Annotated in this window: 11 protein-coding genes and 1 pseudogene; 2 read left to right on the top strand and 10 right to left on the bottom strand. The window is 67.3% G+C overall.

The annotated features are described in order from the left end of the window. Positions 1 to 10 precede the first annotated feature (10 nt). The 7 genes from CCUG20998_RS09080 to rimP form a co-directional block, all read right to left on the bottom strand. Complete coding sequence (locus tag CCUG20998_RS09080) at positions 11 to 1,348, bottom strand: MATE family efflux transporter (RefSeq protein WP_103653831.1); 1,338 nt, start codon at positions 1,346 to 1,348, stop codon at positions 11 to 13. A 15-nt stretch (positions 1,349 to 1,363) separates the two neighbouring features. Then, the gene (locus CCUG20998_RS09075) at positions 1,364 to 2,338 is read right to left on the bottom strand and encodes a DHH family phosphoesterase (RefSeq protein WP_036455436.1); all 975 of its coding nucleotides are present in this window, start codon (positions 2,336 to 2,338) and stop codon (positions 1,364 to 1,366) included. A 4-nt stretch (positions 2,339 to 2,342) separates the two neighbouring features. Next, positions 2,343 to 2,870 carry a 30S ribosome-binding factor RbfA gene (gene rbfA, locus CCUG20998_RS09070; protein ID WP_020728324.1) on the bottom strand — a complete coding sequence of 176 codons (528 nt, stop codon included), beginning with the start codon at positions 2,868 to 2,870 and terminating at the stop codon, positions 2,343 to 2,345. Positions 2,871 to 2,882: 12 nt separating this feature from the next. Continuing rightward, positions 2,883 to 5,732, bottom strand: a complete 2,850-nt coding sequence (gene infB, locus CCUG20998_RS09065; RefSeq protein ID WP_103653832.1) for a translation initiation factor IF-2 — start codon at positions 5,730 to 5,732, stop codon at positions 2,883 to 2,885. A gap of 64 nt (positions 5,733 to 5,796) precedes the next feature. After that, positions 5,797 to 6,153 (bottom strand): YlxR family protein, encoded by a 357-nt coding sequence (locus CCUG20998_RS09060; RefSeq protein WP_179953036.1) that lies wholly within the window; start codon positions 6,151 to 6,153, stop codon positions 5,797 to 5,799. A 109-nt stretch (positions 6,154 to 6,262) separates the two neighbouring features. Continuing rightward, positions 6,263 to 7,306 carry a transcription termination factor NusA gene (gene nusA, locus CCUG20998_RS09055; RefSeq protein ID WP_020728322.1) on the bottom strand — a complete coding sequence of 348 codons (1,044 nt, stop codon included), beginning with the start codon at positions 7,304 to 7,306 and terminating at the stop codon, positions 6,263 to 6,265. After that, the gene (gene rimP, locus CCUG20998_RS09050; protein WP_036455796.1) at positions 7,303 to 7,836 is read right to left on the bottom strand and encodes a ribosome maturation factor RimP; all 534 of its coding nucleotides are present in this window, start codon (positions 7,834 to 7,836) and stop codon (positions 7,303 to 7,305) included. Before rimP ends, nusA begins: the two co-directional genes overlap by 4 nt. A 215-nt stretch (positions 7,837 to 8,051) precedes the next feature. Between rimP and CCUG20998_RS09045 the strand changes: the two genes are divergently transcribed. Together CCUG20998_RS09045 and CCUG20998_RS09040 are read left to right on the top strand one after the other, a co-directional pair. Beyond that, complete coding sequence (locus CCUG20998_RS09045; protein WP_038579257.1) at positions 8,052 to 8,591, top strand: hypothetical protein; 540 nt, start codon at positions 8,052 to 8,054, stop codon at positions 8,589 to 8,591. Then, on the top strand, positions 8,588 to 9,076 hold the full coding sequence (locus CCUG20998_RS09040; protein WP_020728318.1) for a ferritin-like domain-containing protein: 489 nt from the start codon (positions 8,588 to 8,590) through the stop codon (positions 9,074 to 9,076). The genes CCUG20998_RS09045 and CCUG20998_RS09040 overlap by 4 nt, the downstream gene beginning before the upstream one ends. 12 nt (positions 9,077 to 9,088) lie before the next feature. Here CCUG20998_RS09040 and CCUG20998_RS09035 read toward each other — a convergent pair whose 3' ends face one another. From CCUG20998_RS09035 to cobA, 3 genes and pseudogenes are all read right to left on the bottom strand, one after another. Next, positions 9,089 to 10,837 (bottom strand): proline--tRNA ligase, encoded by a 1,749-nt coding sequence (locus tag CCUG20998_RS09035; protein ID WP_015355251.1) that lies wholly within the window; start codon positions 10,835 to 10,837, stop codon positions 9,089 to 9,091. Positions 10,838 to 10,943: 106 nt separating this feature from the next. Further along, entirely contained in the window at positions 10,944 to 12,536 is a 1,593-nt protein-coding gene (locus CCUG20998_RS09030; protein WP_012393683.1) for an MFS transporter, read from the bottom strand. 22 nt (positions 12,537 to 12,558) lie between these two features. Next, positions 12,559 to 13,775 (bottom strand): annotated as a pseudogene (gene cobA / locus CCUG20998_RS09025) (uroporphyrinogen-III C-methyltransferase). Between the last annotated feature and the right edge of the window lie 118 nt (positions 13,776 to 13,893).

Raw genomic sequence — 13,893 nt, 5'->3', positions numbered from 1 at the left:
GCCGGGCGAGTCAAGCCGTCCCCGTCAAAGCCCACCGACCACTCATCGCCCGCCATCCGACGAAAATCAGCCGCAGCACGATGAAGGTGGCAAGGCCCGACCAGATGCCCGCCAGCCCCCAGCCGTACACCAACGACAGCCAGGTGAGCGGTAAGAACCCCGCCAGCGCGCTGACCACGGTCGCGGTACGCATGAAGGCGGCGTCACCAGCACCTAACAACACCCCGTCGAGTGCGAAAACGATTCCGGCAAAAGGTAACTGCGCAACAAGGAACCACCACGGCACGGTGACCGCCGCGAGCACCGCCGCATCGTCGGTGAACAGCGCGGGCAGCACCGGGGCCCCCAGCGCCAAAGCCGCCGCCAACATGCCCGCGGCAAGCAGCGAAAACACTGTCACCCGCCATGCCACCCACTTCGCGTTTGCGGCGTCCCCGGCCCCCAGCGCCGCCCCCACCAGCGATTGGGCCGCAATGGCCAGTGAATCGAGAACCAGGGCGAAAAAGCCCCACAGCTGCAGCACCACCTGGTGTGCAGCCAGAGCGGCAGCGCCGAACCTGGCAGCCACCGCCGCGGCCGAGATAAAACACGCCTGGAACGCCATCGTCCGCACGATCAGATCGCGAGCCAGCACCAATTGCTCCCGCAGTATGTGGCGGTCGGGTCGCAACGACACCCGCTCGGCGAGCAGCGCGCCCCCGAACAGCAACGCCGCCAGCCACTGCCCCACCAGATTGGCCACCGCCGAGCCGGCCAGTTCCATTCGCGGCAAGCCCAGCCAGCCGTACACCAGCAGCGGACACAGCAGTGCCGACAACCCAAAACCGGCAACCACGTAGCGCAGCGGCCGAACGGTGTCCTGCACGCCCCGCATCCAGCCGTTGCCCGCGAGCGAGATGAGGATCGCCGGCGTGCCCAAAATGGCGATCCGCAGCCAGGGCAGCGCCGCCCCCGCGATATCGCCGCTACCCGCGCGGGCCCCGGCGATCACCGACACCAGGGGCACCGCGGCGATCTGCACCACGAGGATGGTCAACAGCCCGAGCGCCACCGCCAACCAGGTCGCCTGCACGCCTTCGGCGACCGCCGCCACCCGGTCGCCCGCCCCGTAGTGGCGCGCCGAACGCGCCGTCGTGCCGTAGGACAAAAACGTCGCCTGGGAACCGACCAGGCCCAGAACCAGACTGCCGATGGCCAGACCCGCCAGGGCCAAAGCCCCAAGCCGACCTATCACTGCGGTATCGAACAACAGATACAGCGGCTCCGCGGCCAGCACACCCAGCGCGGGCAACGCCAGCGCTGCGATCTTGCGGCCGCCGGCGTCGGGCCGCACGGCGTCGGGCCCCATTTCCCGCAAAGAGGGTCAGCCCAGCGCTGCGAGCAGCGACGCCACGACGTCATCGATCGAGCCGGTGGTCGAATACCCCGCCGCCAGTAGGTGGCCCCCACCACCGAACGCTGAGGCGACCACGCTCAAATCGATGTCCTTCTTGGCCCGCATCGACACCGACCACTGCTGGGGGTCGACCTCTTTGAAAACGACCGCGACCTCGGCCTGCCGGGTGGTGCGCACGATGTCGACGATGCTCTCCACCTCTTCGGCGCGCGCCCGCGCAAACTCCTGGTGCTCGACGACCGCGTAGACCAATCCCCGACCGGCTACCGCCTCGGGCAGCAGCTGCGCCGAGCCGAGCACCCGGGAGAGCATCGGCAACCACATGAACGGGTGGGTATCCATCAGCGATCGGCTGATCGCGGCGTTGTCCACGCCGATGTCCACCAGCCGGGCCGCCAGCCGCAGGCCGCGCGGACTCGCCCACCTAAACGACCCGGTGTCGGTGGTGAGACCGGCATAGATGCAGTGCGCGACGTCCAGACCGATCGGTTTGCCCCACGCATCGAGAATCTCGGCCACCATCATGGTGGTCGAGTCGGCCGAGCAATCGATGAAGTTGGCCGTGCCGAACTCGGCGTTGGACGCGTGGTGATCGATGACCAGCACGCTGCGGCCCGGATCGGCCAGGTCACTGAGCCCACCGAGACGCTTGATGCTGGGGACGTCGACGGTCACCACCAAGTCGACGTCGCGGCGCATCTCGTCGGCATCGACAAGCAGGGCGCAACCGGGCAGCGACGCCAACGACTCAGGCAGCGTGGCGGGGGCGGCGAAACTCACCTCGACCTGCTTGCCGCACCCGTCCAACACCAACGCCAGGGCCAGTCCCGCGCCGATCGTGTCGGCGTCGGGGTGGACATGGGCGATTACCGCAATGCTGTCGGCGGCCGAAAGCAGCTCGGCCGCGCCGACGGCGTCGACGCGCACCCCCGGACATCGCATCTGCTCAATCTTCGGCTTGGTAGTCGTCACCGGTGTTCTCAGCCTCGAGCCCGTCGCTAGTTCGAATGACCAGTCCCCCGGCATCCGACGGTTCGTCGGCCGATCCGCTGTCGCGGTAGGGATCGGCCTCCCCCGCCGGCTTGGCACCGATTCGCACCCGCGCCAGATCTGCGTCGGCGGCGCGGGCACGGGCCAACAACTCGTCCATCCGATGCACGGTGTCGGACGTGACGTCCCGGGTGAACGTCAGGGTCGGGGTGAAACGCACGCCAGTGCCGGCTCCGACCTTGGTGCGCAACACCCCCTTGGCCCGTTCCAGTGCCGCCGCGGCGGCCGCGTAGTCCGGCTCATCGTCCAACGTCGGCCCCATCACGGTGTAGTACACCGTCGCATCGTGCAGATCGGCCGTCACCTTGGCGTCGGTGATGGTCACCCCGACCAGCCCCGGATCCTTGATCTCGTACTCGATCGCCGACGCGACGATCGTGGTGATCCGTTTGGCCAGCCGGCGCGCTCGCGCCGGGTCAGCCATGCTCGCGCCCCATCAGGAGCGGTCTTTCTGGACCAGCTCGTAGGACTCGATGAAGTCGCCCTCTTTGAGGTCGGAGTAGCCCAGCGTCATACCGCACTCGAATCCCTCGCGGACCTCGGTCACGTCGTCCTTCTCCCGACGCAACGAGTGAATCGAGAGGTTCTCGACGACCACGATGTTGTCTCGCAACAACCGGGCCTTCGCATTGCGGCGAACCACACCGGAGCTGATCATGCAGCCCGCGATGAGGCCGACCTTCGAGGACCGGAACAGCGCCCGGATCTCTGCGCGCCCGAGCTCGACCTCTTCGTAGATCGGCTTGAGCATGCCGCGCAGGGCCTTCTCGATCTCATCAATCGCCTGGTAGATGACCGAGTAGTAGCGAATCTCCACACCTTCGCGGTTGGCCAGCTCGGTGGCCTTGCCCTCGGCACGCACGTTGAAACCGATGATGATCGCATCCGAAGCCGACGCCAGGTTGACGTTGGTCTCGGTGATGCCACCGACACCGCGGTCGATGACACGCAGGGCCACCTCGTCGTCGACCTCGATACCCATCAGGGCCTCTTCCAGCGCCTCGACAGTACCGGCGTTGTCGCCCTTGAGGATCAGGTTGAGCTGGCTGGTTTCCTTCAGCGCCGAATCCAGATCTTCCAGGCTGATCCGCTTGCGACTGCGCGCCGCCAACGCGTTGCGCTTGCGAGCGCTGCGCCGGTCGGCGATTTGGCGGGCGATCCGGTCCTCGTCCACGACCAGGAAGTTGTCACCGGCACCGGGGACCGAGGTGAAGCCGATCACCTGGACCGGACGCGACGGTAGCGCCTCTTCCACGTCCTCGCCGTGCTCGTCGACCATCCGGCGCACGCGGCCGTAGGCGTCGCCGGCGACCACCGAGTCGCCGACCCGCAGCGTGCCGCGTTGCACCAGCACGGTGGCCACCGGGCCACGACCACGGTCCAGGTGCGCTTCGATCGCCACACCCTGGGCCTCCATGTCGGGGTTGGCCCGCAGATCCAGGGCCGCGTCGGCGGTAAGCAGCACCGCCTCCTCGAGCGCCTCGATGTTGGTGCCTTGCTTGGCCGAGATGTCGACAAACATCGTGTCGCCACCGAAATCCTCAGCGACCAAACCGTATTCGGTGAGCTGACCGCGGATCTTGGCCGGGTCGGCGCCCTCCTTGTCGATCTTGTTGACCGCCACCACGATCGGCACGTCTGCGGCCTGTGCGTGGTTGATGGCCTCAACCGTCTGCGGCATCACACCGTCGTCGGCGGCGACCACCAGGATGGCGATGTCGGTGGCCTTGGCACCACGGGCACGCATGGCGGTGAACGCCTCGTGACCGGGGGTGTCAATGAAGGTGATCAACCGCTCGGTGCCATCGTGGTCCACGCTGACCTGGTAGGCACCGATGTGCTGGGTGATGCCACCGGCCTCGCCCTCGCGGACGTTGGCCTTGCGGATGGTGTCCAGCAGTCGGGTCTTGCCGTGGTCGACGTGACCCATCACCGTGACTACCGGCGGTCGGGTCTGCAACTCGGACTCGTCGCCGGAGTCTTCGCCGTAGGTCAGATCGAAGGATTCCAGCAGCTCGCGGTCCTCGTCCTCGGGACTGACCACCTGGACGTTGTAGTTCATCTCGCTGCCGAGCAGCTCGAGGGTCTCGTCGCCGACCGACTGGGTGGCCGTGACCATCTCGCCGAGGTTGAACAGCGCCTGAACCAGTGCCGCCGGGTTGGCGTTGATCTTGTCCGCGAAGTCGGAGAGCGATGCTCCGCGCGCCAGCCGGATGGTTTCACCGTTGCCGTGCGGCAACCGCACACCGCCGACGACCGGCGCCTGCATGTTCTCGTACTCGGCGCGTTTGGCCCGCTTGGACTTACGGCCGCGCCGGGGCGCGCCGCCGGGACGGCCGAAAGCACCGGCCGCACCGCCGCGCTGGCCGGGACGGCCACCGCCACCACCGCCACCGGGACGGCCGCGGAAGCCGCCTCCAGGTGCGGCGCCAACGCCGCCGCCTCCGCCGCGGTAGTTACCGCCGCCACCATCTGACCGGCCGCCACCTGGCCCACCAGGACGACCACCACCGGGCCGCGGCGCGCCGGTACGCGGTGGGCGAGGCCCACCGGAAGCGCCGCCGGGACGCGGAGGCATGTTGCCGGGAGAAGCGCCACCGGGGCGAGGCGCCCCTGGGCGCGGCGCCCCGGGACGCGGCGCCTGCGGGCGCGGAATGGGCCGATCAACCGGCTGCGCCGAGGAGAACGGGTTGTTGCCGACGCGGGGAGTACGAACTCCCGGCTTGGGCACCGGACCCGGCCGTGCCCCCGGAGCCATGCCCGGGTGAGGCGCTTGCGGAGCGGCCGGCTTGCCCGGTGTCGGCGCAGGCCGTTGCCCGGGAAGCGGCGCCTTCGGCGGCGCGGGCGCTGCCGAAGCAGCGGGGGCCGCCGGCGTCGCGGCCGGCGGTGCCACACCGGAGTCCGCGGGTTGCACGGGCGCAGGCGCGGGCGCAGGCGTAGGCGTAGCCGTCGGCGCGGGGGCCGGAACGGGCGCCGGGGCACCGTTGCCTACTGCCTTGTCCAGAGCGGCGTCCAGAGACTTGTCCGCAGCCTTGGCCGCGGGGTTGGCACCCGGCACCTTCTGCGGGGCCTTGGCCACACCTTTGGCGGCACCCGTGTCGGAGCCTTTCGCCGGCGCCGACTTACCGCCACCGAACGATTCACGCAGCCTGCGGGCCACGGGAGCTTCCACCGTCGACGAGGCCGACTTGACGAATTCGCCCTGTTCACTCAGCCGGGCGAGCACTTCTTTGCTGGTTACACCGAGTTCCTTAGCCAACTCGTGTACGCGGGCCTTACCTGCCACTACATCTCCTGTCCATGAGGCGACAGTCGTGGGCCGCGCCTCGGGGTTTAGCTATGACACATTGTCATCGGGACTTCACGGTGTGCTCATGTTCTTTGCTACCTGTTCTGTTGCTCGGCGGACCGGGCACGTCCAAACCACCGATGTGCTCGACCACCGCGGATATATCCGGTGACCCGGTGATGCGCAGCGCTCTGGTGAAAGCCCGTCGCCGAATCGCTTGTTGTACGCACTGCGGCACCGGGTGCAACCACGCACCCCGTCCCGGCAGCCCCCTAGCTGTGTCAACGATCACGGCATAGTTGCCGTTCCCGGTCGACTCAGCCACCACTCGAAGCAGTTCGACGGCCAACTCTCGCTTCCGGCACCCGACACACGTCCGCACCGGTCCGCAGGGGATATCCGGACGCCCGTGCGCCATGGCCGAAGGCTTGCGCTGGATCACGGCTCAGTCTAGCGTCACCGAACCGATTGCCCGAACCGCCCGTGGACCCGTTGTCCGGGCCGGCGCCAAAACCGGGGCATGTCCCCTAGTGGTCGTGCGCCAAGCCGCGGCTGGCGCCCCGTTCCGGGTGCTCCGCCGACTGCTCCGGCGAATCGCCGCGGATGTCGATCCGCCAGCCGGTAAGCCGGGCCGCCAACCGCGCGTTCTGGCCTTCCTTGCCGATGGCCAGGGACAGCTGGAAGTCCGGTACCACGACGCGAGCCGCCCGTGCGGTCTCATCGATCACCGACACCGAGACCACCTTCGCCGGGGACAGCGCGTTGGCGACGAACCGCGACGGGTCCTCGTCATAGTCGATGATGTCGATCTTTTCTCCGGAAAGTTCGCTCATCACGTTGCGGACGCGTTGACCCATCGGTCCGATGCAGGCGCCCTTGGCGTTCAGCCCCGGAACGTTGGACCGAACCGCAATCTTGGAGCGATGTCCGGCCTCGCGGGCGACCGCCACGATCTCCACCGAACCATCCGCAATCTCGGGCACTTCCAGGGAGAACAGCTTGCGCACCAGATTGGGGTGGGTACGAGACAGCGTGATCAGCGGCTCCCGAGAACCGCGGCTAACGCCCACGACGTAGCAGCGCAGCCGATTGCCATGCTCGTAGCTCTCGCCAGGAACCTGTTCGGCAGAGGGAATCACGCCCTCGGAGGCCTTGGTCTCGCTTCCCATCCGAACCACGACCAGCCCACGAGCGTTGGCTCGGCTATCGCGCTGGATCACACCCGCGACGATCTCGCCCTCGCGGGTAGAGAACTCCCCGTAAGTGCGCTCATTTTCCGCGTCCCGGAACCGCTGCAACATGACTTGGCGTGCGGTTGTCGCAGCGATGCGGCCAAAACCCTCGGGCGTGTCATCCCATTCGCTGATCACATTGCCGTCGTCATCGGTCTCGCGGGCCATCACGCGCACGACGCCGGTCTTGCGGTCGATCTCGATGCGCGCGTCGGTCTGATGGCCTTGGGTGTGTCTATAGGCGGTCAGCAGCGCCGATTTGATCGTCTCGAGCAGCTCATTGACCGAGATGCCCCGATCGACCTCGATCGCATGCAGTGCCGCCATGTCGATGTTCATGCCTCGACCTCCGTCCCAGCGGCCCTACCTGTAGTCGCGAGTTCCAGTTCAGCTGGATTCGGCGGCGAAAACTCCACCTGCACAACCGCTTTCCCCACCTCGGCAAGTGGGATCTCGCGGACTTTCCACTCCCGCCCGGCCCGAACCACCAGATCCAGCGAACCGCTTTGCAGCGCGCCGATGCGGCCAGTCAGCTGCGATCCGTCCGCCAGGGTCAGTTCGACCTTGCGGCCACGAGCACGGCGGAAATGCTTCTCGCTGGTCAGCGGGCGATCGATACCGGGCGAACTGACTTCAAGCACGTAACTGTCGCCGATGTTGTCCAGGCTGTCGAGCAAGCTCGACGCGGAGCGCGACAGCACGGCGATGGTGTCCAGGTCCAGGGTGGTGTCACCATCGGCGACAATCGTGATCCGCGGTGGACGAGCGCGGTGGTCGATGACCACATCCTCGATCTCGTAGCCGGCGCGCGCGAACTCTCCACCGAGTAGCTCGATCACCTGCGTCTGCGAAGGTAGCCCGGTGGTCACGGCGAGCTCCTCATCTTGAGTTGTCCGGTCATCTGGCGGATGGCGCCGCCAGGGCGGTACCAGCGTCCCACCGGCACCAAAAAGCCGACGATTCACCGGAACCAGCTACCAACGATACGCCAGGAATCCGCGTCGGCGCGCCGATCCCGCCGTCAAGCTCGGAAGCTAATCGTCCCTGATCGAGCCCCGCTTGATCTCAATGGCAGGATGTTGCTGTGTCCCGAGCAGTAACCGTCCTCAACAGGCGGGGTGTGCTCGCCGGCGGTGCCGCTCTCGCTGCACTCGGGGTGGTCGTTTCCGCCTGCGGCGAGTCCCCGCCCAAGCCGCCAGCCGTCGAAGAGCTGCTGGCGCCTTTGGAGCAGGCCCGCCATGACAGTGCGCTGGCCTCGGCCGCCGCCGGGGCGATCGGCAATCCACCACAGATCGCCGCCGCCCTGACCGTGGTCGCCAACCAACGGGCCGCCCATGCGCGCGCGCTGGCCACCGAGATCGCCCGCGCCGCCGGCAAGCTGGTATCGGCGACCAGCGAAACGAGCAGCTCGAGTCCCAGCCCCAGCGCCACCGAGCCGCCGGCGCCGCCACCGCCGCCCCCGCCCCTGTCCGACGTGGTCGACTCACTGCGCCAGTCCGCCGAGGACGCCAATCGCCTGGTCACCACGACGGAGGGCTACCGTGCCGGGCTGCTCGCCTCGATCGCCGCATCCTGCACCGCGTCCTACCAGGTCGCGCTGCTGCCCGGAGGGCCATCGATATGACCTCTTCCGAACCCAGCTTCGGCGCCAACCCGAAGCGCTCCCCCGCCGACAAAGACGGCGACACCGCGGCGCTCTGCGATGCGCTCGCCGTCGAGCACGCGACCATCTATGGCTACGGCATCGTGTCAGCGCTATCGCCACCCAGCGTCAACGACCTGGTGGTGGAGGCGCTCAACCAACACCGTCAACGCCGTGATGACGTGATCGCCATGCTGACCTCCCGCAAGGTCAACGCACCGGTCGCCGCCGCCGGGTACCAGCTGCCGAACGTGGTGAGCAGTGCCGCCGACGCCGCGCGGCTGGCCGCCCGGATGGAGAACGACGGTGCAACGGCCTGGCGCGCAGTCGTCGAATACGCCGACACCGCCGGTGATCGGGCATTCGCCAGCACGGCGCTGACCCAGAGCGCGGTGCTGGCCGCCCGCTGGAGCAAGGTGCTGGGCGCCTGGCCGATCACCACCGCCTTTCCGGGCGGGGACGAGTAGCCAGGCGTTGGCTTAGCCCGAAATGGCCGCCGCGATGTCGGTGGCCAGCGAATCTCCAACCGTCAACTCGCGGGTCTGCCCACCGAAGCGGTCGCGCAGCTCCACCACCCCGTCCGCCCAACCACGCCCGACGACGACCACCCAGGGCATTCCCAGCAGCTCAGCGTCCTTGAACTTGACTCCCGGCGACGCCTGGCGGTCATCGAGGAGCACCTCGACGCCGAGGCCATCCAGTTCGCCGGCAAGCCCGATGGCCCCAGCCCGCGCCTCGGCGTCCTTGTTGGCGATCACCAGATGAACACCGAACGGCGCGATCTCCGCCGGCCAGCGCAAGCCCAGGTTGTCGTGATGCTGTTCGGCGATGACCGCAACCAGCCGCGATACACCGATGCCGTAGGAGCCCATGGTCAGCCGCACGGGCTTACCGTCCTCACCGAGCACATCGGCGGTGAAGGCGTCGGTGTATTTGCGGCCGAGCTGGAAAATGTGACCGATCTCGATTCCGCGGGCCATGACCAACTGACCGGCGCCGTCCGGGGCGGGATCTCCCTCGCGCACCTCGGCGGCCTCGATGGTGCCGTCGGCGGTGAAGTCGCGGCCGGCGACCAGGCCGACCACGTGGCGACCGGGTTCGTCGGCCCCGGTGATCCAGCTGGTGCCGTCGACCACCCGCGGGTCGAGAAGATAGCGAACGTCGTTGCTTCGTAGCGCCTTCGGACCGATGTAGCCCTTGACCAGGAACGGGTACTTGCCGAAATCGTCGTCATCGAGGAAGACGTACTCGGCCGGGTCCAGCGCCGCGGCCAGCCGCTTCTCGTCGATCTCGCGATCGCCCGGCACGCCGATCGCCAGCAGCTCCCACTCCCCGCCCGGTTGACGGATCTTCATCAGGACGTTCTTCAGCGTGTCCGCGGCGCTCACCTCACGCCCCAGACCCGCCTCGTTTGCCCAGGCCACCAGGGTGGCGATGGTGGGGGTCTCGCCGGTGTCGTGGACCACGGCGTCGGGCTGCCCATCGATCGGCAGGCTTTCCGGGCGCGCGGTGACGACCGCCTCCACGTTGGCCGCGTACCCCGACTCCACACACCGCACGAAGGTGTCTTCGCCGACTGGGCTCTCGGCCAAGAACTCCTCTGAGGCGCTGCCGCCCATCGCACCGGACACCGCCGACACGATGACGTAGCGCACCCGCAGCCGATCGAAGATCCGCTGGTAGGCCTCTCGGTGGGCGTGGTAGGCCGCTTTGAGGCCGCCACTGTCGATGTCGAAGGAGTAGGAATCCTTCATGACGAATTCGCGGGCCCGCAAGATGCCGGCGCGCGGTCGGGCCTCGTCGCGGTATTTGATCTGGATTTGATACAGCGTGAGTGGAAAGTCTTTGTAGGAGTTGTATTCGCCCTTGACGGTCAGGGTGAACAGCTCTTCGTGGGTCGGGCCCAGTAGGTAGTCATTGCCGCGGCGGTCTTGCAAACGGAATACGCCGTCGCCGTACTCCGTCCAGCGGTTGGTGGTCTCGTAGGGCGCCCGCGGCAACAATGCGGGAAACAGGATCTCCTGCCCACCGATCGCGTTCATCTCCTCACGAATGACGCGTTCGATGTTGCGCAGCACTCGCAGCCCCAACGGCAGCCAGCTATACAGGCCAGGCCCTACCGGCCGGATGTATCCGGCCCGAATCAGCAGTTTGTGGCTAGGCACTTCCGCATCGGCGGGGTCGTCTCGCAGGGTGCGCAGGAACAGCTCGGACATCCGGGTAATCACAGGCGGCTAGCCTAGTGGCGGTGCGTCCGCGGGTGACCAAGCGGGCCACCTCCGGGCGGCGAGCCGGCGTGTGCTCACGCGCGGCTACGGCGCCCCCGCCGAAGGCTCACAGCTCTCCGGCGTCGATCGCTTCCTTGACCTCTTGCGCGTGGGCCACCTGCTCCGGGGTGTACCCGATGAACACTGCCGCTCCGCCGACGATCACGGCCGCTCCGGCGACCCACAACAGGCCGTAGGTGTATCCGTGGTCGAGCGCGTGCAGCTGTGCGTCGTTCATGAACTTGACCGGGCCCGTGGTGCCACCCAGATACAGCGTGCGGGAGGTAATCACGGCCTGAATGACGGCCAGCACCAGCGGCCCGCCCAGGCTCTGCAGCATGAGCGTGAGGGCCGATACCGGACCGATGCGGTCGAAGCCGACGCCGGCGATCGCCGCCAGCGTCAGCGGGACGACAGCCATGCCGATACCGATGCCGCCGATCACGATGGGGGCCACCAGGTTCGGGAAGTAGGGCACACCGCGCTGCATGAACGCCCAGCCGTAGATCATCGCGCACACCAGCAGGTATCCACCGCCGATCGTCAGCACCCGCGGCGAGAATCGCGAAACCAGCTGCGAGGACACGCCTAGGCCGATTCCCATCGCGATGACGAAGGGGATGAAGCCGACACCGGCACGTAGCGCGCTGTAGCCCAAGACGTCCTGCACGTACAAGCCGATGCAGACGGTCAGGCTGAACATCACGCCACCGGCCAAGAAGATGGCGATGAACGTGACCAGCCGGTTGCGGTCATGGAACAGGTCAAACGGTACGACGGGGTTTTCGGCGGTACGTTCCACCAGAACGAAGCCGAGAGCGGCGGCGAACGCCACGGCACCCGAGCCGATCGTGGTGATCGAGAGCCAGCCCTTTTCCGGGCCCATCGAGAAGGCGAATACGGCAGCGGTGCACGCCAATGTGGCCAGGATGGCACCGGCGGCGTCCAGCTTCATCCGCTCGCGGTTGGTCTCGCGCAGCGCGGTGCGAGCCAGGTAGATCATGACCAGACCGATCGGCACGTTGACCATGAACGCCAGCCGCCAGGAGACCTCGGTCAGCGCCCCGCCTACCACCAGGCCCATCACCGAACCGACCGCAGTCATCGCGGCGAATACCGCCGTCGCGGCGTTACGCGCCGGCCCCTTCGGGAACGTGGTGGCCACCAGGGCCAAACCAGTCGGCGAGGCGATCGCCGATCCCACACCCTGTGATAGCCGTGCGATGACCAATGTCGCCTCGTCCCAGGCGACCGCACACAGCACCGACGAGATGGTGAACAGCGCGACGCCGACGATGAATGTCCGCTTACGCCCGATCGTGTCGCCAAGCCGGCCGCCGAGCAGCATCAGCCCGCCGAAGGTCAGCACGTATGCGGTAATCACCCAGCTCCGACCCGCGTCGGAAAGGCTCAGCTCGTCTTGAATCTTAGGAAGCGCGACGATCGCGACGGTGCTGTCCATCGTCGCCAGCAGCTGCATCCCGCCGATCGCAATAACCGCGGCGATGAAGCGGCGCGAGGGCAACCACGTCGGGTAATACCTGCTCGCGCGCTCTGAGGCGGTCTCCGTCTCGCGCGTTGCGCGAGCGGAGGTCGGACGCTCCTGCCGTCCGGACGTCCAATTATGGACTGCCCGCTCTGTGTCGTTGAGAGCCGTCATAGCGGGTTACCTTACAGTAATCTTAAGAATCGTTTAAACCCCGAATGCCGCGACAGGCCCTATGACGATGATCGCAGGAGGTCGGATCCCCTCCGCGCGGACCTTTTCCGGCGTGTCGGCAAGGGTCGCCCGCAACGTGTGCTGAGCGGGCGTCGTTCCATGCTGAACGACAAGCACCGGCGTATCCGCAGGTCGGCCGCCTTTCAACAGCGCCTCGACGAAAAGTTCGATTCGTTCGACCGCCATCAGCAAAACAATCGTGCCTGACATTGCTGCCAACGCATTCCAATTCACTAACGATTCGGGATGGTCGGGCGCGATATGGCCGCTGACCACCACAAACTCGTGATTTGTGGCCCGATGAGTGACCGGAACGCCCGCCAAAGCGGGCACAGCTATGGCACTCGTCACACCTGGCACCACAATCACCGGAATCCCGGCTTCGGTGCATGCCAACACCTCTTCGTAGCCCCGCGCGAAGACGAACGGGTCGCCCCCTTTGAGGCGGACGACAAAGCGCCCCGCCTTGGCCCGCTCGATCATGACGTCGTTGATGGCGTCCTGGGCCATGGCCCGGCCGTAAGGGATCTTGGCCGCGTCGATGACTTCCACGTGCGGCGGCAGTTCGGCGAGCAGTTCAGGTGGCGCGAGACGGTCGGCGACGACGACATCCGCCTGGGCGAGCAGGCGTCGACCCCGGACGGTGATCAGCTCCGGATCCCCCGGACCACCGCCGATCAGCGCGACCCCGCCCCGGATGACGTCGGAACTCTGATAGCTCGTCGAGGTGACAAGGCCGTTCTGCAGCGCCTCGCGAATCGCCGACCGGATTGCCGCCGAACGACGGTGGTCGCCACTGGCCAAAACTCCTACCGACAGGCCCGCGTGGTTGAAGGTCGCGGGGGTGACCGCGGTTCCTTCCACTGCGATGTCGGCGCGCACGCAGAAAATCTGGCGCCGATCGGCTTCAGCGACGATGGCCGCGTTCACCGCGGGGTCATCGGTGGCCGCTATCGCGTACCAGGCGCCTTCCAAGTCGCCGTCGCGATATTCCCGCAGGGTCAAGGTGATCTTGTCCATCACCTCGACGGAACGGGTGGCGCTACGGGATATGACTTGCACATCCGCGCCGCTGGCGATCAGAAGGGGCAGACGGCGCTGAGCAACGGTGCCCCCGCCGACCACGACGACCTTCCTGCCGGTCAGACGCAGTCCGACAAGGTAGGGGCTCTCGGTCACCCGGCAAGCTTAGTGGTGACCGCCAGCGCGGCGGGGAGCCGGGCGCAGCGGGTCGCCACCATCAAATCCCGTGGTGACCGCCAGCGCGGCGGGGAGCCGGGCGCAGCGGGTCGCCACC

The sequence above is a fragment of the Mycobacterium marinum genome (assembly GCF_003391395.1).
In the GTDB taxonomy this organism is placed as follows: Bacteria; Actinomycetota; Actinomycetes; order Mycobacteriales; family Mycobacteriaceae; genus Mycobacterium; species Mycobacterium marinum.
The sequence above is the reverse complement of the archived record's forward strand: the minus strand, read 5'-3'. Positions and strand labels throughout refer to the sequence as shown.

Bases quoted from the DNA above. Each gene is read 5' to 3' on its own strand.
- CCUG20998_RS09080 (WP_103653831.1), bottom strand. From the start codon at position 1,348: ATGGGGCCCGACGCCGTGCGGCCCGACGCCGGCGGCCGCAAGATCGCA.
- CCUG20998_RS09075 (WP_036455436.1), bottom strand. From the start codon at position 2,338: ATGCGATGTCCGGGGGTGCGCGTCGACGCCGTCGGCGCGGCCGAGCTG.
- rbfA (WP_020728324.1), bottom strand. From the start codon at position 2,870: ATGGCTGACCCGGCGCGAGCGCGCCGGCTGGCCAAACGGATCACCACG.
- CCUG20998_RS09060 (WP_179953036.1), bottom strand. From the start codon at position 6,153: ATGGCGCACGGGCGTCCGGATATCCCCTGCGGACCGGTGCGGACGTGT.
- nusA (WP_020728322.1), bottom strand. From the start codon at position 7,306: ATGAACATCGACATGGCGGCACTGCATGCGATCGAGGTCGATCGGGGC.
- CCUG20998_RS09040 (WP_020728318.1), top strand. From the start codon at position 8,588: ATGACCTCTTCCGAACCCAGCTTCGGCGCCAACCCGAAGCGCTCCCCC.
- CCUG20998_RS09030 (WP_012393683.1), bottom strand. From the start codon at position 12,536: ATGACGGCTCTCAACGACACAGAGCGGGCAGTCCATAATTGGACGTCC.